This is a genomic window from Pyrobaculum calidifontis JCM 11548, from assembly GCF_000015805.1.
GTDB lineage: Archaea > Thermoproteota > Thermoprotei > Thermoproteales > Thermoproteaceae > Pyrobaculum > Pyrobaculum calidifontis.
The window spans coordinates 1,638,557-1,656,335 of record NC_009073.1 but is presented as its reverse complement, the minus strand read 5'-3'; the positions used below and the strand labels follow the sequence as shown (position 1 = coordinate 1,656,335).

Annotated in this window: 21 protein-coding genes and 2 tRNA genes; 7 read left to right on the top strand and 16 right to left on the bottom strand. The window is 55.2% G+C overall.

Translation table 11 applies throughout. From position 1 onward, the window contains the following. Positions 1–193: 193 nt before the first annotated feature. The 5 genes from PCAL_RS09445 to truD form a co-directional block, all read right to left on the bottom strand. The gene (locus tag PCAL_RS09445; protein WP_011850462.1) at positions 194–577 is read right to left on the bottom strand and encodes a hypothetical protein; all 384 of its coding nucleotides are present in this window, start codon (positions 575–577) and stop codon (positions 194–196) included. Continuing rightward, complete coding sequence (locus tag PCAL_RS09440; RefSeq protein WP_011850461.1) at positions 559–876, bottom strand: hypothetical protein; 318 nt, start codon at positions 874–876, stop codon at positions 559–561. The genes PCAL_RS09445 and PCAL_RS09440 overlap by 19 nt, the downstream gene beginning before the upstream one ends. Before the next feature lie 67 nt (positions 877–943). Then, on the bottom strand, positions 944–1,378 hold the full coding sequence (locus tag PCAL_RS09435; protein WP_011850460.1) for a 50S ribosomal protein L14: 435 nt from the start codon (positions 1,376–1,378) through the stop codon (positions 944–946). Between the two features lie 94 nt (positions 1,379–1,472). Then, the gene (locus tag PCAL_RS09430; RefSeq protein ID WP_193322668.1) at positions 1,473–2,270 is read right to left on the bottom strand and encodes a DUF362 domain-containing protein; all 798 of its coding nucleotides are present in this window, start codon (positions 2,268–2,270) and stop codon (positions 1,473–1,475) included. A 29-nt stretch (positions 2,271–2,299) separates the two neighbouring features. Continuing rightward, positions 2,300–3,538 carry a tRNA pseudouridine(13) synthase TruD gene (gene truD / locus PCAL_RS09425; RefSeq protein ID WP_193322667.1) on the bottom strand — a complete coding sequence of 413 codons (1,239 nt, stop codon included), beginning with the start codon at positions 3,536–3,538 and terminating at the stop codon, positions 2,300–2,302. A 36-nt stretch (positions 3,539–3,574) separates the two neighbouring features. Between truD and PCAL_RS09420 the strand changes: the two genes are divergently transcribed. The 3 genes from PCAL_RS09420 to PCAL_RS09410 are packed head-to-tail and all read left to right on the top strand — an operon-like array spanning position 3,575 to position 6,751. After that, positions 3,575–4,402: a TIM barrel protein gene (locus tag PCAL_RS09420; RefSeq protein WP_011850457.1), complete on the top strand. Its 828-nt coding sequence runs from the start codon at positions 3,575–3,577 to the stop codon at positions 4,400–4,402. 22 nt (positions 4,403–4,424) lie between these two features. Further along, positions 4,425–6,269, top strand: a complete 1,845-nt coding sequence (gene rqcH, locus PCAL_RS09415; protein WP_193322666.1) for a ribosome rescue protein RqcH — start codon at positions 4,425–4,427, stop codon at positions 6,267–6,269. Further along, a complete protein-coding gene (locus tag PCAL_RS09410) occupies positions 6,263–6,751 on the top strand; it encodes a Mut7-C RNAse domain-containing protein (protein WP_011850455.1) in 489 nt (162 codons plus the stop codon). The genes rqcH and PCAL_RS09410 overlap by 7 nt, the downstream gene beginning before the upstream one ends. Here PCAL_RS09410 and PCAL_RS09405 read toward each other — a convergent pair. The 4 genes from PCAL_RS09405 to PCAL_RS09390 form a co-directional block, all read right to left on the bottom strand. After that, positions 6,729–7,613: a beta/alpha barrel domain-containing protein gene (locus PCAL_RS09405; protein WP_011850454.1), complete on the bottom strand. Its 885-nt coding sequence runs from the start codon at positions 7,611–7,613 to the stop codon at positions 6,729–6,731. The genes PCAL_RS09410 and PCAL_RS09405 overlap by 23 nt on opposite strands. Continuing rightward, positions 7,601–8,179, bottom strand: a complete 579-nt coding sequence (gene pyrE, locus PCAL_RS09400; RefSeq protein WP_011850453.1) for an orotate phosphoribosyltransferase — start codon at positions 8,177–8,179, stop codon at positions 7,601–7,603. The genes PCAL_RS09405 and pyrE overlap by 13 nt, the downstream gene beginning before the upstream one ends. Then, positions 8,176–8,631, bottom strand: coding sequence for an aspartate carbamoyltransferase regulatory subunit (gene pyrI / locus PCAL_RS09395; RefSeq protein ID WP_011850452.1), 456 nt, complete (start codon positions 8,629–8,631; stop codon positions 8,176–8,178). The genes pyrE and pyrI overlap by 4 nt, the downstream gene beginning before the upstream one ends. Positions 8,632–8,696: 65 nt before the next feature. After that, positions 8,697–8,790 (bottom strand) — tRNA-Gly (locus PCAL_RS09390). Positions 8,791–8,883: 93 nt separating this feature from the next. Here PCAL_RS09390 and PCAL_RS09385 point away from each other — a divergent pair. After that, a tRNA-Leu gene (locus tag PCAL_RS09385) sits at positions 8,884–8,968 on the top strand. 151 nt (positions 8,969–9,119) lie between these two features. Here the strand turns inward: PCAL_RS09385 and PCAL_RS09380 are convergent. Continuing rightward, positions 9,120–10,421 (bottom strand): ABC transporter substrate-binding protein, encoded by a 1,302-nt coding sequence (locus PCAL_RS09380; protein ID WP_011850451.1) that lies wholly within the window; start codon positions 10,419–10,421, stop codon positions 9,120–9,122. Positions 10,422–10,484: 63 nt separating this feature from the next. Between PCAL_RS09380 and PCAL_RS09375 the strand changes: the two genes are divergently transcribed. Both PCAL_RS09375 and PCAL_RS09370 read left to right on the top strand, forming a co-directional pair. Then, positions 10,485–11,216: a branched-chain amino acid ABC transporter ATP-binding protein gene (locus PCAL_RS09375; RefSeq protein ID WP_011850450.1), complete on the top strand. Its 732-nt coding sequence runs from the start codon at positions 10,485–10,487 to the stop codon at positions 11,214–11,216. Continuing rightward, positions 11,216–11,422, top strand: a complete 207-nt coding sequence (locus PCAL_RS09370; RefSeq protein WP_011850449.1) for a hypothetical protein — start codon at positions 11,216–11,218, stop codon at positions 11,420–11,422. Before PCAL_RS09375 ends, PCAL_RS09370 begins: the two co-directional genes overlap by 1 nt. On the opposite strand, the gene PCAL_RS09365 is transcribed toward PCAL_RS09370, so the two are convergent. From PCAL_RS09365 to PCAL_RS09345, 5 genes are read right to left on the bottom strand one after another with little or no spacing between them, the layout of a single operon-like run. After that, positions 11,382–11,714: a DNA-directed RNA polymerase subunit K gene (locus PCAL_RS09365; protein WP_011850448.1), complete on the bottom strand. Its 333-nt coding sequence runs from the start codon at positions 11,712–11,714 to the stop codon at positions 11,382–11,384. The genes PCAL_RS09370 and PCAL_RS09365 overlap by 41 nt on opposite strands. Before the next feature lie 47 nt (positions 11,715–11,761). Then, positions 11,762–13,426 carry a thermosome subunit alpha gene (gene thsA, locus PCAL_RS09360; protein WP_011850447.1) on the bottom strand — a complete coding sequence of 555 codons (1,665 nt, stop codon included), beginning with the start codon at positions 13,424–13,426 and terminating at the stop codon, positions 11,762–11,764. A gap of 38 nt (positions 13,427–13,464) precedes the next feature. Continuing rightward, positions 13,465–14,358: a pyruvate synthase subunit PorB gene (porB, locus tag PCAL_RS09355; protein WP_011850446.1), complete on the bottom strand. Its 894-nt coding sequence runs from the start codon at positions 14,356–14,358 to the stop codon at positions 13,465–13,467. Continuing rightward, complete coding sequence (locus PCAL_RS09350) at positions 14,355–15,506, bottom strand: pyruvate ferredoxin oxidoreductase (RefSeq protein WP_011850445.1); 1,152 nt, start codon at positions 15,504–15,506, stop codon at positions 14,355–14,357. The genes porB and PCAL_RS09350 overlap by 4 nt, the downstream gene beginning before the upstream one ends. Then, a complete protein-coding gene (locus tag PCAL_RS09345; RefSeq protein ID WP_011850444.1) occupies positions 15,503–15,754 on the bottom strand; it encodes a 4Fe-4S binding protein in 252 nt (83 codons plus the stop codon). Before PCAL_RS09345 ends, PCAL_RS09350 begins: the two co-directional genes overlap by 4 nt. Positions 15,755–15,904: 150 nt before the next feature. Here PCAL_RS09345 and PCAL_RS09340 point away from each other — a divergent pair, with 150 nt between their 5' ends. Further along, on the top strand, positions 15,905–16,465 hold the full coding sequence (locus tag PCAL_RS09340) for a 2-oxoacid:acceptor oxidoreductase family protein (RefSeq protein WP_011850443.1): 561 nt from the start codon (positions 15,905–15,907) through the stop codon (positions 16,463–16,465). Here the strand turns inward: PCAL_RS09340 and PCAL_RS09335 are convergent. Next, entirely contained in the window at positions 16,435–17,772 is a 1,338-nt protein-coding gene (locus tag PCAL_RS09335; protein ID WP_011850442.1) for a nucleotide sugar dehydrogenase, read from the bottom strand. The two genes, PCAL_RS09340 and PCAL_RS09335, sit on opposite strands and share 31 nt — an antisense overlap. Positions 17,773–17,779: the final 7 nt, after the last annotated feature.

Sequence of the window (17,779 nt, the reverse complement as noted above, 5' to 3'; positions counted from 1 at the left end):
GGGGGCACAAATATCACTTCATGGTCCAACTATTCGCCGACCGTAGCCTGGCCGAGGTCTTGTCAGAGGACAAGCCCCGTGTTGGAGAAGTACAGAAGACAGGGCGGCGGGGTATATATGAGTCACAATACGCATATCAAGATAAAAGTTTCAAAGCTACCCGCTAGATGGGATTTAAATTCCCTCCCCCTCTCTATTTTGATGATTGCAACTCTGGGGTCTGACTTGTGAAGATACTGACCTGCGATGAACATCTCTTGGCCATATCGCGGTATATTTTCACATTTCTCTTAGCGGCCTTGATCCTGCGCCTAAGCGTCTCTAAGTCGCTTGGAGAAATGCCGAGGGCCTTTAACTCGCGGTAGAGGGCCCTCAGCCTTTTCTCCTCCTCCTTGTAAACCTCTAGAAAAGTGGCTACCCTCCTACACTCTAGGGCGGAGACGTCCACGGGCTCTGAGTCTAGGCCCAAGATCCGAAACGCGGCGTCAGAGCTCTGCACTAGGGATGCCTTGACCTTTTCCACGTCTATGCCTCCCAAGTATTTGCCGAGGCGTTCAATTAAATAGTCGACTTCCATAGCCTCTCCACAACTCTCTTTCCCACATACTCGTCGTCTTCTACCACTTCAATTGTCTCCACGCGGCCCTCTAAGTGGTCCTCGGCCAACTCCTCCACATCTTCTACCACGTCGACGGGGTCTACGGCAACCCATCGCCTCGGGTTTTCCCCGACGCTCAAGTCGACGGCGAGCAAGGCGGCCACGTACTTGAAGTCCTCCTCGTCTAGTGTCTCCCTCAGCTTGTACAGGGCGGCGGCCCTCTTCGCCGGGCTAAGCCTCCTAAGCCGCGGGATTAAAATCTCCACAGCCGCTTCCACGTGGTTTTGACTCTGCGTAGATAAATATGCTGTGTTTAACAAAGTGCGTGGGGAGAGTGGAGTGAAACTAAACCACTATGGAGGCTAGGTTTGCAATTGTGGGCCACCTAAGCGTCGCCTCCATGGCCACGGGGCCGTGTATCTCAGAGCCCTTCGGGTCTCCCTCGGGCGTAACTATGACAACGGCGTTGTCCTCAAACGCCACCCACGTGCCGTCCGGCCTCCTGTAGGGCCTCCTCTGCCTAACCACTATCGCCCTGAAAATCTGCTTCCTCAACTCGGGCTTCCCCTCCCTCACCACAACTACCACCATGTCACCCACGCCGGCGCCCGGAATTCTCCTATGCACAGACTTAGAGTAGTGGCCAACGACGCCTATCACTCTAACCAGCTTCGCGCCAGAGTTGTCAGCCACGGGGACTAGGCTGTTCATAAATATGCCAGGAGTCACGTGGAACCTATACGGGACGCCTACCGTTCTCTTGCCGCCACGCTTTGCCATAGCACCCCCTACAGCCGCAGTTTATAAGCTTTTCCCACGGAGGCCGTCAGTCCGTCCGTCGTCAGTCACCGTTCTTCCACCAACGCTTTCATCATCAGCCTTTCTTCCAACTGAGCAGTATGCCAACGTTGCTCGTCAGTTTAATATTTAGCCGGTTCTTCTCGACGAGCTCTGGAACGTCGATCTTGGGTATTGCCCCATCGTAGTAGAAGTAGAGGTAGCCCAAGTCCCCCGGGTCTACCCCCAGCCCCCTCGCGACGACGTAGTCCACCTCTGCGCAGTTCTCGCCCACCACTTGCACCCCCCAGTAGCGCTGGAAGCCCTTGATGGGGCCGTCTCCCTCGATGACGTACTTCCCGTCGGCGATGCAGAGGGTGTTTTTCTCCAGCTTGTATATGTCTGCGATGTACTTGTACAAGGCCCTGAACCCCTCGTAGAGGTTTTGCGAATCTTTCGGCTCCAGTATCTGCAACGCGGCGGTGGTCATCGTGGAGTAGAGAATGGTCTGGGGGTGGCTGACGGGCATCGCAACGACTATCTTCAGTAGTGACTCGTCGAAGGCTGCCTCGAGGGCTCTTACGCGGACCTTGTTGCCCAGAGGCGACTGAAGCTCCAGCCTATATGTGGCACTTTGATGCGGCATCACTATCTTGGCGCCGTACTTAGCCGCCAGTTTGTCTAGCCCCATCACTTTCACGGCCTTTTCAAAGTAGGACTTAGGCATCGAGAAAGTAAGCGACACGTGGCGCCCCTCCAAGATCTGTAAAATTGTCTCAAGGAGCTCGGCCCGGGGGTTTGCCTGAGAGGGGATGTAGCTGTGGACCGCCAAAACTATCAACGCGTCCTTCTTAGGCACCGGAGGCCTCTCGTCCGCCGGCAGTGCCACTACCACGCCCCAAGTTAGACGGTAAAATAAATGTTTTAGAACCCATGCGCGGCGGGGTCGACCGGCTTCACCACCTCCCTCAATACCACAGTGGCGTAGCTCCCCCTCGGCAGAGTCATACGTATCTCCACCTCGCCGCCGGCGACCTTGTACTCCAGCTGGCCTACGTCCAGCCGGGCGCGCCTATAGCTACCATACGCCCTCAAGCCCCTCGGCATCTTCAAGAAGAGGGCTGGGTCGAGGCCTAGGTCCTTCACCACTCTTACAAGAGCCTCGCCCACTCTGCCCCTCGGCATCTTAACCCCCGCGCCGGGCACGGGCAAGACGAGATCCCCCGCGAGGCCCTCCACGTAGTACGCCACTTGGCCCCCCACGTCCACTAAGTCCCCCTCCACGGGCTCCAGCGGCGCCAGCTCCATCCGCCTCGAGAGAAAGAGGTTAAAGACGTAGGACTGGGCAGCCTCTATGTAGATCTTGAGGATCTGCCCCGGTATAGCCATCGCCGCGTTCCAGAGGTCCGCCCCCTCCACCAGCTTCCTCAGAAAAGCCCTCTCCTCGAGAAACCTCTTGGGAAAAGCCTCCAGCGCCTTGGCGTACTCCCCCCTACACGCCAACTCCCTCGCTCTCTTGGCGGCCTCGGACTCCCGCGGAAATATTTTACAAAACATGACGTCGAAGAACGCCTCGGCGTCCTTCTTCAAGAGGGCTAGGCCGAGGAGGTGGCCCACGGGGCGCACAGTCCCGAAGCGCTGATAGCCGTAGTAGTTGGGAATCGGCGTCTTGGCCAAAGCGGCAAGCGCCTCAGCGGCGCAGTCCGCCCTATCCACGCCTCTGACAACAATCGTAAATCTATTCCCATATATCTCCGCCGGCGTAATAGGCCTATCCATCGGCCACATGCCTAAGAACTCTACCCCGGGGATCTGGGGCAGGCTGGAGACGGTTCCCCTCACAGACACTATCTGCGAAGTGACCGCCCTAGTGTCCTTTATGCCGCCGATAGATATGTCGCGTGGATTTACCCCAAGAGCCTTGGCCAACCTTAACACAAACTTAAGAGTGTCCACGCCCCTCTTCACGACGTGAATCCACGTCCAATTCCCAACCCTCGGCGTGAGCGCAACGCCGTTGACAGAGACAACAGTGCCGTCTTTGAGGATCTCCTCCACGACGAAATCCTCCACCCTTTCCTTGATACGGCCCCCGGCCGGGCAAGTGTCCGTGGCGTAGTATTGCATCCCCAAGCTTTTGTCAAATGGCGGGGCCTCCATCACGGCTGAAACTTAATTAGGTAATATAATATGTAGAGCATGGCGAAGGTGTGGTTAGGTCCAGCCGGCATCCCACAGTACGTGGTGAAGGCGAAGTCTACGCTGGACGCAGTCAGAGTGGTGAGAGAGCTGGGCTTAAACGCCATGGAAGTGGAGTTCGTGCAGGGTGTCCGCATGTCGCGCGAGCTCGCTAAACAGGTTGGCAAGGCCGCTCAGGATCACGGAGTACTGTTGTCTGTCCACGCGCCGTACTTTATTAACTTGTGCTCGGATGAGGCGGATAAGGTGGAGAAGTCTCGGCAGAGGCTTGTAGACTCGTTAGACAGGGCGTATCATATGGGGGCCTGGGTCGTTGTCGTCCACGCCGCCTACTATGGCAAGCTCGGCCCCTCTGGGTGTTATGAAAAGGTGAGGGAGGAGCTGGCTAAGGCGTATAGGGAGGCGGGCGAGCCCTCTGGCGTTTACATCGGCGTGGAGATCACGGCGAGGAAGAACCAGTTTGGGAGCGTGGAGGAAGCGTTTTCTCTCGCAAAGGAGTTGACGTTTGTCACCCCCGTGATAGACTGGGGGCACTTATACGCGAGGAACAACGGAACTATCGACTATGGGGCTGTCCTCGATTTGTGGAATAGGGAGTTCCCGGGGAGGCATATGCATACACATTTCACGTCTGTTAGATATCGCAATGGGAAATTTGTCGACGAGCACGAGCCTGTTGAAGTGGGGAGGCCGCCCTTTGAGCCGCTTGCAAAACAGTTGGCTGAAAGGGACATGGCTATTACGCTTATCTGCGAATCCCCCCTGTTGGACAAAGATGCGTTGTTTATGAAGGAGGTGTTGGAGCGCCACGGCGTTAAACTGTCTTAAAGCCGGGAGTTGACGTTTGGTTGTGAAGACTGTATTAACCGCGCTTGACTTATTGGCCTCGTCTGTGGAGATGTCGAGGCTTGTTGGAGCACATGTGGAAAACGTCTACAGGACGGCGGCGGGATTCCTCTTTAAGTTTGGCCAGGGTTTTGTGACTATCACTAGGCATAGGGTCTCTTTGACTGGGCTAATTCCTGAGAAGACGCATGAGGGGGCGGAGACTTTGAGGGGGCTTTTCCGCGGCGAGCGGCTTACGTGGGTTGGCCTCCCGCGGTTTGACCGCATTGTGGAGTTCCACTTTGAGACTGGGACGCTCGTAGTTGAACTATTGGAACCTTTCAACGTTGTCGCGGTTAGGGAGGGCAGAGTTGTGTGGCTTCTCCACAGCTATAGGGGGAAGGACAGGGAGCTCAAGGCGGGGGCTCCCTACACCTATCCGCCCGCTGTGTTTGTAGACGTCTTGAGGGCCGGGGTGGAGGAGGTGGCAAAGGCGATAGATCCGTCAGATGTGAGGCGTAGCTTGATTAGGCGAGTTGGGACTGGACCTGAGTTCGCCGATGAGCTCATTGCTAGAGCCGGCGTTGACCCCCACGCGCTAGCCGCCGCGTTGAAGAAAATCGTGGACGACGTGGCGGCGGGGAGGCTTGAGCCGTCTGTGTGCATAAGGGGCGGCGCCGCTGTGACCGTCCTCCCCATTGTGCCTGTGGCCGCCAAGTGCGACGAGGTGAGGCGGTTTGACTCATTCTGGGTTGCCCTCGACTTCTACTTTGGCCCACTGGAGCTGGAGGCGGCTAAGGCGTCGGCTACGCGGGAGCTAGAGCAGAGGCGGAGGCGGCTGGAGGCGAGCATACAGGAGTTGGAGAGGAAAATTCCTGAGTACAGAGGCGAGGCGGCGAGGCTCAAAGCTCTTGCCCATAGGCTGTTAGTGTATAAGTACGAGGTAGAGCAAGCCTTGGCTGGCTCCGAATCAAGTATACGTGTAGTATACGTAGACGGAACTAGAGTAAAGATAATTCTGCCAGAGGGCGACGAGGTGGAGATTAGGCGAGATGTACAGTTGGGGCGCCAAATCTCTGCCTTGTTTGAGAAGGCCAAGGAGTTGGAGGAGAAGGCGGCCAAGGCGCAGGCAGTTCTAGACAAGATGAGGGGGGAGTTGGCTAAGCTGGTGGAGGAGCAGAGGAAGGCGGAGGAGAAGGTGAAGTCGTCTGTCAAGGCTGTGGTTGAGAGGGAGTGGTTTGAGAAGTACCACTGGACTGTGACCACTGGGAAGAGGCCGGTGTTGGGCGGCCGCGATGCCTCTCAGAACGAGTCCATTGTCCGGAAGTACTTAAAGGATCACTACCTGTTCTTCCACGCGGATATCCCCGGCGCCTCTGTGGTAATAGCGCCACCCATAGAGGACCCCCTTGAGGTGCACCAAGTGGCCCAGTTCGCCGCGGCGTATAGCAGGGCGTGGAAGATAGGCATTCACGCGATCGACGTCTACTACGCCAGGGGGGAGCAAGTGTCTAAGCAGCCGCCGGCCGGCCAGTACTTGGCGAGGGGGTCGTTCATGGTGTATGGAAAGAGGGAGTATGTGAGAAACGTGAGACTGGAACTCGCCGTGGGCTGTAGACGCGACGGCGAGGCGGCGAGAGTGGTCGCCGCGCCGCCTAAGTCGGCTCCCTTACTCGCGGAGAAATACGTCGTGGTGACCCCTGGGAACGTTGAGAAGAGTAGGCTGGCGAAGGAGTTGGCGGAGAAGTGGGGCGGTTGCAACGTTGATGAGATAGTGGCGGCCTTGCCCGGCCCCTCGAGGGTGTCTGAGGTGGGCAAGGGCTCGCCGCTGTCTTGGGAGGAGATAAGGGAGATATTTAAGTCGTGGTAGACTGTTTGTACAAGGGGCCTCTGCGCCTCGATTGTATATACGTGGACTCGATGCTCGGTTGGCTTGCCAGACTGTTGCGCATAGTGTTTGGGCTAAGAGTCGCATATGCGCCCGACCTCGACGATGCCGAGCTTCTGCGGACGGAGTGCCTAGTGGTAACCCGCGACGAGGAGGTCTTCAGAGCTAGGAGGGGGCCGGCCCTTCTGCTTAGGACCGACGACCACGTTAAGTGGATTGCAGCGTTTCTCTCCATGGGCCTTCCGCCGTTTGTAAAAACTGCTTGTCCCATATGCGGCGGCGAGTTAGTGGAAATAGACTGTGGAGAAGCTGGGCGAATCGTCGGCCATGTCGTGTACAGCGAGAAATGTTGGCGTTGTATCTCCTGTGGCCGGGTCTATTGGGTGGGCTCCCACTGGCGCGGCATAAGGTCGTTGGTGGAGGCGGCGCGTAGGGCCAATGTCAACTGCGTCCACACTGGTTAAGCCACCTCAATATAGCGGGGGTGAAGTACAGCACGGCGGTTAAGACCTCGACGCCGTCTGCGTAGGCCAAAACCTCCCTCACTTGTCTACAGGTAAAGACGCCGCCGACATAGATAATCGCAATATCTTTCCCTGCGAGGCGCCTAGCCTTTTTCAATGCCTCTAAGCCGTATCTGTACAACAGCAAGCCGCTGAGGCCGCCTCGCCCCACGCTAATTCGGCGGTCCTCGACGGGGATGGTGTTGGTCACAACGAGGCCCCACCCTGCCCTCCTCGCCTGTGCCACGGCAGACGGCAAGTCGGCAGAGGGGCCCACCTTCAAGAATATGGGTATATCCACCTCTGCCAGTTGCGGCGCGGTTTTCCAAAAGCCCTTGTACGTGGGGCTTGAAATGTTTATCTCAACGGCCGCTGGCTTAAAGTGCCGCTCTAGAAATCTCAGTTGTACTAGGAAGTCCTTGGCGGTGAAGCCTGCTAGACTTATGAAGAGCGGGTAGTTTACCTTGGCCACCCTCGACACCACCACGGGCAGGCCGGGGGAGCCGAGCCCCATGGCGTTCACCAGGGAGTAGGGGCGCACTCTGGCCATCCTAGGCGGCTTATTGCCCCGCCTAGGCCTCGGGAGCGTGGAGCCCACGACCACGAAGCCGGGACAGAAGAAGGAGAGAAACCTGGCGTACATCCCTCCCTTGTCTAAGCCAGCGGCTACCCCCACTGGGCCGCACACCTCCACCTCGCCTATACGCCACCTCTCTCTACATCGACAGCTGGGCAACGGGGCTGAGAACAACAGGGCCCCCAGCCTGTGGCTAATTTCGGGATGTACGAAGTGTAGCAACTTGCCGAGGGTTAACAAGACCATTTAGCCAAGTATTCAACCGCGGCGCGGTAGTGCCCCTCCCCGATATACGGCTTCAATGTCTCCAAAAGCTCCCTCATCTTATACACACTGAAGACCTCCACTCCCGTCTCTCTCCTAACGTTTTGCGACCCGCACTGCTCTCTGTCTAGGAACACCAAGGCGCCCACCACCTCGCCCCCGGCCTCTCTGACGGCTTTTATGGCGTTTATCAAGCTATTCCCAGTGGTCAACACGTCGTCTACAACAACCGCGGCTAGCCCCGCCACATCTGCCCCCTCGACGGCCTGCATTGTTCCATAGCCCTTGGCCCCTGCTCTCACATATCCAAACGGCTTTTGTAGAAGGTAGCCCAAAATGGAGGCGTAGGGTATTCCCCCAGTGGCAACTCCCAGCAAAACGTCGAACTTTAGCCTAGAGAGCGCAGAGAGGTATCCCGAGACCACCCACTTGACTAAGTCCGGGTGCCCCAAGGCCCTCCGCAAATCTACGTAAAAAGGGCTCTCAATGCCGCTAGAGAGGACAAATCTTCCAAATTTGACGACGCCAGCGTCAATTAACGCCTTCATATCAAGTCGCTAAGCTCGTGATATCGGCCACAGTATGCGCATACAAAGAGGGGAGGCTCTCTCTTCACGAGGTAAAACGTGGGGACCACGGGCTCCCTAGGCGCATTTGTTATACACATGGGGTTGCGGCACTTGAATCTCCCCCTTATCACCTCGGGGGGCGACACCTTGAACTTCTTAATCACCTCGAAATTCTTCACAATGTTTATAGTGGCGGTTGGCGCTACCGCCGAGATTATATTCACTTCCTCTGGCGTCAACTCCCGCCCCTCAATTTTGACGATGTCCTTCTTACCAAGCTTGCGCGAATCCACGTTCATCACAAGGGCGATGCGCAACCCCTCCCTCCCAGTTATCCCCAAGACCCGCAAAACCATCAAAGCCCTGCCAGCGGGTATGTGGTCTATCACTGTGCCGTTCTCAATTTTACTCACTATGAGCTCCTTAGACACGAAAAGAAGAAGCCCGGAATATTAAAAACCAGCCCGGCGTCTCACGGCGTGGTAAAACTCAGACATGCGGCGGCCGGGATTCGAACCCGGGATCAACGGCTTGGGAGGCCTGTGGGGGTTGCGCCCTCGCCATCCTAAACCAGGCTAGACTACCGCCGCTGTGATTAACTACATAGACTGTTTATAAGCTTTGACACCATCTTTGCCCCGGACCACGGGTTAAGTTTAAAACCCCGTGTGTATTCACTATCGGCGGGGGTGCCCGAGCCAGGTCAAAGGGGCAGGGCTTAAGACCCTGTGGCGTAGGCCTGCGTGGGTTCAAATCCCACCCCCCGCATACCCCCTCTTGTTTCCTGCAAGAAGGGCCAAAGGCGAGGTTCTGAGTCAGTAAGGTGCGCCCGTGTTTATGGTAGTGGACTCGTTAAACCGTTGCTTGATTTTACTAGAGTTTGGGCCTTGGGAAAAAGTGTTATATAAAATTTGTTATATTATTTAAAGTATTGTTGTCCCTCTTGTGTAAATGTTATGGTGTCTTTGTCATAGTCGTAGTAGCCTACTTCTATGTAGGTAAGTGTGCCGTTTTTCGACGTGACTCCCCATAGTAGGAAATTGGGGTTTGCCCTATCGCCGTTTTCGTCTAGTAGCACTACGCCTGTGGCTCCCTTATATCTGCCTTCTTTGCCCCACTGCTCGAGCGTGGCGCGTACCTTGTCTGGGTCGTCTGTGCCTATTGTGGCCATTATTTCGCCTAGCATTTTGATTATGTCGTATGACTGGGGCGCGGGGGTTATGGGCTCGGCGCCGCACTTGGCTTTGAACTTCTTGTAGAAGTCTTGGTACTCTGGGGTCGTGGGTAAGGCCCAGTTGGTTGTCCCTATGATTTTGCCGTTGGCCATGACGTCTCCCGCCTCCTTGAGCAAGATGGGGGAGAACGCCATGCCCTCTGTTCCTATGAGTCTGGCCTTTGAGAGAACTGGGTCTTGGCCTATGGCTTTTAATACGACGGAGCCGTCGTCTTCAAAAGACACTATTACTAGTGCAAAGTCCGGCCCCACTAGGTCTTTTACCTTAGAGGAGATTGACCTCACGGCCTCTGGCGCTGCTTGTGGAAAAACTTTGGGGTCTGGGTCGTACGACGCGGCGGCTACTAAGTTAAATCCACGTGCTTTTGCCTCCTTCTGTAACTCTAGGTATAGCCCCTCGCCGTATGTGTCCTTTCTATAGATTATTGCGACGTTTTTTACGCCCAGTTGCTTTATAATAGCGCCGATGGCCTTTATTTGCTTCGCATCTGTCCCAACTATTCTATATAGCCAGTCGTTGGGTATGGCTAGGAGGCTTGAGGTAGACCACGCGCTGAATAGTATGATCTTGTTTTGATCTGCGAAGGGCTTCTCGCCTGACGCCTCTCTGCTGGTCAACCCCGCATGTACCGCCCTCACGCCTCTTGCGTACAGCGACTGTAACTTCTGTAGTGCGATGTTTGGATCAAGTTGCGTGTCTTCCACGTATAGTTCAAACTTTATGCCCTTGCTCCCATACTCGGCATTTAGATCGTCGATTGCGAGTTGCGCAGCGCATTGTGCAAGTTTTGCATAGCTACTGAAGCCGCCTGTGAGAGGCAGTAGGGCCCCAAGTTTAAACACCTTTTGGCTGGTAGTTTGGGTGGGTTGGACGGTTGTTGTTTGAGTAGGCGGCTGTTGGCCTCCTCCCATTAGCAGAAGCGCCGCCACGGCGGCCAGCAATATTACAACAACGACAATTGCTATGTAGAGAGTTTTGGACGCCATAGAACCACCTTTTTTCAAGTATAAAACAATTAACGCTTATTAACTCCTCCGATTTCCCTCCTCGTGTCGGCGGAGGTTTTGAGAGTGGAGAAGCTTGACGCTGGGTATGGGAAATTTCACGTGTTATTTGGCGTAGATTTGGTCGTGCGTCAGGGGGAGATCGTGGTACTGCTTGGCCCCAACGGCGCGGGGAAATCCACGTTGTTGAACGCCGTGGTGGGCATGGCGGACGTCTTCGGGGGCAGAGTGGTGCTGTCTGGTAGAGACATAACTGGGAAGCCGCCGCACGAGGTCATGAAGATGGGGGTCGCCTACGTGATGCAGTCGCCCAACAACTTCGGCACGCCCAACGTCTTCGGCGAGTTGACAGTTTACGAGAACCTACTCGCGGCGTCTATCGGCCTGCCCAGAGACGAGGTTAGTAGGAGAATCGAAGAGGTCTACTCCCTGTTCCCAAAACTCAGAGAGCTGAGGGATAGGAAGGCCAAGTTTCTCTCCGGCGGCGAGAGGCAGATGCTTGCAATAAGCCTCGGCCTCATGAAGAAGCCGACGCTGTTGATGCTGGACGAGCCCACCGCGGGGCTTGCGCCTAAGCTCGTCGGCGAATTTTTCCACGCCATTAAAGAGATTAGGGACAAGTTGGGCATCTCCATCCTTCTCGTGGAGCAGAACGCCAGAAAGGCCCTTGAAATAGGCGACAGGGCCTACGTGCTTGTGACAGGTAGGATAAAGTACAGCGGAGCCGCCAAGGAGTTGGACGAGGAGAAGCTGGCAAGTCTCTTCCTAGGGGGCTAATGTCGGTGGAACTCCCAAAAGGCGTGAAGTACAAGGTGTATAAAACCGACAAATACACTATATACTACGTCATGGACGAGGTAGAGCTAGGGGGATTTGAAAAAAGGATGGTTAAGGGAGGCCACGAGTTTCTCTACTATGGAAATGCTGTAGTTATAAGGCCGATTAAACAGATTTCTCAAGGTCGAGAAGCTCCTTCAGCGTAACACGTATAGCCCTCCCGTCAGGTAGCTCTCTTACAATTATAAAGTCTAGAAGCCCCTGCCTCAGCTCCTCCATGGCTATGAGCACTGGGTCTATTGTGCCCAGTTGCCTTACATCCACAAGTGGCTGCGCCCCCATCGCCAGTTGCGTGGCCCTAGCCCCTATTATGCGGGCTATCTCGTACTTAGTCAGCCTAGGCGGATAAAGCTCCCTTTTTACCAATGCGCGCTCTAGTAAATCAACAAGGCGGTTTATCTTCTCCAGGAGTTCTGTTGTAGAAAGGGTTTCGGCCACGGCGAGGAAGGTAAAAACTGTATTTAACTTTTTGGGGTGTGGAAAAACTAGTCGAATTTAGACTCCCCCTTCTCCTCCTTCTCCTCTCCCTCCTCCTTCTTGCCGCCCTTCTTTTCCTCCTTCTTGGCGGCGCCGGCGGCGATTATGTCGTCAATGCGCAGTATCATTATGGCCGCCTCGACAGCGGACTTGATGACCTGCTTCTTGACGAGCAACGGGTCCCACACGTTTAACGCGGCCATGTCTGCAATCTTTCCGCCGTGGACATCTACGCCGGCGGTGATCTCGCCGTTGTCGTGTCTTCTCCTAAGCTCTGCAATGGCGTCTACTGGGTCTAGGCCGGCAGTGAGCGCAAGTATTGTGGGTATGTGTTCAAGAGCGTCTGCGAACTTCAGGGCGGCTAACTGCTCTTTGCCAGACAGCTTTCTCGCAAACTCGCGAACCCTCCTTGCCACCTCTATCTCGAACGCGCCACCTCCTGGCACAATCTTCGGCTCGCGGAATAGGTCTCTTACCACGTGCAACGCGTCTTGTAGAGACCGCTCTACCTCGTCCAGTATTCTGTCGCTACCGCCTCTCACCAGTATTGTGACAGCTCTCGGGTTGGGTATCTCCTCTACGAAGACCATCTTCTCCTCGCCTACTTTCCTCTCCTCAACTAGCCCGGCGGTGCCCAAGTCCTCCGGCCTTGCGTCCTTTATGCTTGTGATAATCTTAGCGCCCGTGGCTCTGGCGAGCTTCTCTATGTCGCTCCTCTTGACTCTCCTAACCGCTAAGATGCCCTTCTTGGCAAGGAAGTGTTGTGCAACTTCGTCGATGCCCTTCTGTGTAATTACCACGTTTGCGCCAATAGAGGCGAGGTGGTCCACGTAGCTCTTGAGAATCTCGGCCTCTTGGTCTAGGAAGGCCTTTATCTGGTCAGGCGAGGTGACGCTTATCTTAGTAGTCCACTCCGGCTTCTCTATCTCAAGCGGCGCGTCCAACACGGCTATCTTGGCGTTGACCACTCTCTTAGGCATGCCGGGGTGCACCACCTCTTTGTCTAACACTATGCCTCTGATGAGCTGCGTCTCGTAGATGGACTTGCCCTTCTTCTTCTCAATCTTAATCCAGTCCAAGTCAAGGTACGGCTTGCCGTCTCTCATCTCCACAGCCTGCAGCGCGGCGTCTACGACGAGGCCTGCCAAGTAGTCGCGCGTCTCTGCGACAACTTTTGAGGAAAGCGCGCTGGACGTCACCTTTAGCAACTGCTCCTTTGTGAGCTCTATGGGCTTCGCAATTTCCTCAGCAACTTTCAAGGCGTACTCCGCCGCCTTCTTGTACCCGTCAATTACAATTGTGGGGTGGATACCCTCTTCAAGTAGCTCCTCGCCTAGCTCCAGTAGCTTGCCTGCGAGCACCACCACCGTCGTAGTGCCGTCGCCAACCTCGGCGTCTTGGGCTTTGGCGACCTCGATGAGCAATTTGGCGGCCGGGTGCTGGACCTCCATCTCTTTTAGAATCGTAGCGCCGTCGCCGGTTATGGTGACGTCTCCGAAGGCGTCAATCAACATCTTATCCATCCCCCTAGGCCCTAGCGATGTAGCCAAGATCTCCGCTATAACTTTTGCAGCCTGTATATTAGACCTCCTTGCATCTACGCCAGTGGTCCTCTGGCTCCCCTCTTTCAAAATCATTACGGGGACTCCTGTTCTTGGCGCCTGCTGTGACATGGCTTTACAAAAATCGTGTATATAAAAACTTTTCGATCCTACAGCTTAGCGAGCTTTAATATCGTGTTCCACTTGGCGTCTACCTCCTCCTCTAAGGCCTTTATCTCCTCCTCTGTCAAATGGGCGAAGCGCCCCTGTAGCTTCAAGTAGTCTTTAAGGGGCCTCCTCTTTGACTTATCTGCGTATACTGTGCTGGGGGGATTCAGCTTAAATACGCCGTTGTCGTACTCCCACAAAATCCACGCGCCAGTCTCCACGGCGAGTCTAGCCACCTCCACCGTCTTAGCGGGGTCAAAACGCCAACCCGGAGGACACGGCGTGTACAAATGTATAAATTTGAAGCCCTGGATTTCCGCGGCTCTCTTAAGCTTTCTATAGAAGTCCTGGGGGTACGCTATATTGGCTGTTGCAACATAGGGCACCCCGTGCATGGCCATGAGAAGCGCCACATCTTTCTTGCGTTCACGTTTTCCAGCAGGCGTTGTAGTAGTCCACGCTGTGCGGGGGGTAGAGCTACTCCGTTGTATCCCAGTATTCATGTACGCCTCGTTGTCGTACATTATGTAGATGATATTACTATTCCTCTCAGCGGCGCCGCTTAGTGCGGCAAAGCCGATATCAGCAGTCCCGCCGTCGCCGGCCCACACCACGGCGTGGCCCTTCACGCCGAGCATTTTAAACGCCTCTGAGATCCCCGTCGCGACGGCTGGAGAGGAGGCAAATGGGACATTTAAAATCGGCATTGCCACGCCCGACTTAGGCGCAAGGCCTTGTACAACAGAGGCGCACGAGGCCGGTATAACTAGGACAGACTCCTCCCCCAGCGCCATGCCCAATATCTTGAGCCCTATCATCATTCCACAGCCTGCACAAGCGGCGTTGCCAGGAACTACGTACTTTTTCTTTGGCAGAAGGTCTAGTCTAAAGCTCATATTACCACCTCCACGTCCCTGTACTTGCCCTCCAACGCCCTTTGGAGAGTTTCGTAGAAGTTGCGGTTGTCAAAGTCCACCCCCGCTATTCCGGCTATGATGTTAACCACTTTTGCCCTCCTAAGCGCCGATTTTACCTCAATCCCCAATATCCCCCCCGCCGGCGTTATGTCTCTATCGTATACAACGACTAAGTCGTATTGATCTAGCTTCTCCACCTCTTCGCGTGGGAACGGCCTTATGAATCTCAGACGCATTAGCCCAATTGGGACGCCCCTCTCTCTCAAGGCGTCTACCGCATCTTTTGCATCACTACACCAGGCGCCGGTACACACGGCAATGTACTTGGCGTCACTTGCCTTGTACCACTCCACAAGGCCTTGGTAGCCGCGTCCAAACATTTTTCCATACTCCCTGTCCACTTGTGTTATCACTGCCTTTGCCTCTTGATGTGCCTGATATATCGCCGCCTTGTGCCTAGCATGTATCCGATTGTCAGAGGGAAGATTTCCGAAAGTTATTGCATTACCCGGGCGCAAAGCCAGCGGCACATCTGGCCTCCTAGGCGGCAGGAATTTGTCCACGAGCTCCTGCGGTGGAATCTCCACAGGCTCTGTTGCATGCGAGAGTATAAACCCGTCTACTCCCACGGCCATTGGGAGGACCACGGTTTCCGCGATTTTGAAGGCTTGAAGAGTTAAGTCAAAGGCCTCTTGTACAGTCTCCGCCATAGCGATTATCCACCCGCTGTCTCTCAATGTCAATATGTCGTTGTGTTCTACGTGTATGTTCCAAGGAGGGCCTATGGTTCTAGTCACAACCGCCATTACGACGGGCGCTCTGCTTAGGGCAGTCCACCAGATGGCTTCGTACATGTAGAGAAGGCCGTGTGAAGACGTGGCGGTGAAGGCCCGGGCGCCCGCCATGGCGGCGCCGTATACGACAGACATCGCTGAGAACTCCGATTCCACATTCACAAAGCTCGCGTTTAACTCGCCCTTTTCCACAAACTCGGCCAATTTCTCCACGATGGTGGTCTGAGGCGTAATTGGGTAAGCCGCTATTACGTGCGGTTTTGCCATCTTAACCGCGTGCGCCACCGCGTAGTTTCCAGTGAGAGCGGTCCTCTGTACAGTCAGCGTCTTCATAGTTCACCTTCTGGGACCATGTCTATGGCCTTTACGGGACATACGTCTGCACATATGCCACACCCTTTGCAGAACGTGTAATCAATAGTCACCTTCTGGCCCTTCTCCCAGTCGATTACAGACTCGGGGCAGTACAGCCAGCAGAGTCCACAGTCTATACACTTCTGTAAATTCACCACGGGCTTATAGGTACGCCAAGTGCCTGTCACACCCGCCGACGCTGTTGAAGGAGTTGAGATCGGCAACACATCTCTTCTACATCTTCCATTTATATATTTTATATTGGCATATAGAACCGAGATATGGCAAATAGAGTTGCAAAATTTACAAAGGCGAAAAGGGACGTGGTAGAGGTAAACTTTGACGAAAACTAATTAAACATGGTAGTTCAATAAGTTGTGTACGAGGTGGTGTTCCTTGGGCGGGGCGGACAGGGCGCGGTTACGGCCGCGCAACTTCTAGCCTACGCGGCTACGTTGGAGGGAAAGAAGGCACAGGCGTTGCCAGAGTTTGGGGCCGAGCGCAGGGGAGCCATTGTGAGGGCGTATCTCAGGTTTGGGGAAACTCTTCTCCACTCCTCAGTAAAAGAGGCAGACTACGTCGTGGTACTAGACGGGAGAATACTAGAGCAGATAGACGTGAGGCGGTATGGCAAACCTGGCGCAGTTTACATAGTAAACACAAAGTCCAAAGCCGAGTGGTACATAGGCATAGACGCGACAGCCATAGCGCTGAAATACGGCCTAGTGGTCGCCGGGTGGCCCGTTGTAAATCTCATCATGGCCTCGGCTTTTGCGGCAGTTAGCAGGCTTGTCTCACTAAAGAGCATTATTGATGCAGTGCCCGTATTTGTGCCTAAGAAGTACATAGAACCTAATGTAAAAGCCGTGGAGGAGGCCTATAGGACTGTGGAAGAGCTGTTGAAATCTCAGGGCCAGCGCCCTGCGTCAATCGCGTAGATCTCTATATCGGGAATTAAGACGCCCCTCGCGTCAATTATAATAGACCTGCCTAGTCTGCTCGCCTCCATGCGGTATGCCGTGTGGTCAGTGGCTACAATGACCACATCTGCGCCTCTTACTGCATCGTCTAGGCTCTGTGTAAGCGCTATGCCCCACTTGGCCAGCGCCGCGTCGCTTCTCACATATGGGTCGTGTACCACTATCTGCGACGGCTTAATGCCCATTTTTACCAATGTGGACACTATACCGTATGTGGGGCTTTCCCGCGTGTCATCTACATCTCCCCTAAAGGCGAGGCCCAGAATAGCTATTTTTGCAGTTGCCGGGTTTATGCCGTGTTTCAGCATTGCGCGTAGCGCCGCGTAAGCCACCTCGCTGGGCTGGCTTTCGTTGATGCGCCTAGCGGTGGCCGTCAAGGGGAGTTCCACTCCGAATTTCGCCGCTGTCCATAGCAGGAAGTAGGGGTAGACCGGTATGCAGTTGCCCCCTACCCCAGCCCCCGGCTTGTGCACGTGACTGTACGGCTGGCTGTTGGCCGCCTCGCGCGCCTCTTTGAATGAGATGCCGAGGGCGTTGGCCAGCCTTGCCATTTCGTTTGCGAGCGCTATGTTGACATCGCGGTACACGCCCTCGAGCAATTTCTCAAACTCGGCCTCCTTAGGCGAGCGCAGAGTTATCACGCCCCTCTTGGCGATTAGGCGGTAGAGCTCGGCCGCCTCCTCGGTGCTCTTCGGCCCCACGCCGGCCACGACCTTTGGGTAATTCTCCACAATGTCCTTAAATGCGTGTCCCACCATTATGCGCTCAGGGCTGTAGGCCAAGTAGAAGTCTTCCTCGGCCGCCAGGCCTGAGGCGTTTTCCAGCGTTGGCTTAACTACTTCCTCCGTGGTGCCCGGAGGCACGCTTGACTCCACTATCACCAAGTCCCCCCTCTTTAGGCCATTGCCAATTGCTCTAACCGCAGAGAGTAGCGACGAGAAGTCCACGTCGACAGAAGAGGGGGACTTCCGCAAGTGCACAGGCACGGCCACGATTTTTACGTGGCTTTTTATTGACGCAACTACGCCGTCGTCTGTGGCAGTTAGCCTCCCCTCCCTCCAAGCCTGCTTAAGAACGTCTACCACATCTCGCTCCGGGTACTCTATCGCCCCCGCGTTTATCCGCTCCACTTTAGCTGGGTCTACGTCTACGCCTATCACTCTCGCCCCTGCGTACGACCATGCCGCAGCCAAGGCCATGCCCACGTAGCCTAGCCCGTATATAGACACCACGAGTTCGCCCCTCTTCAAGAGGTCTGCAAGCATAGCCGCG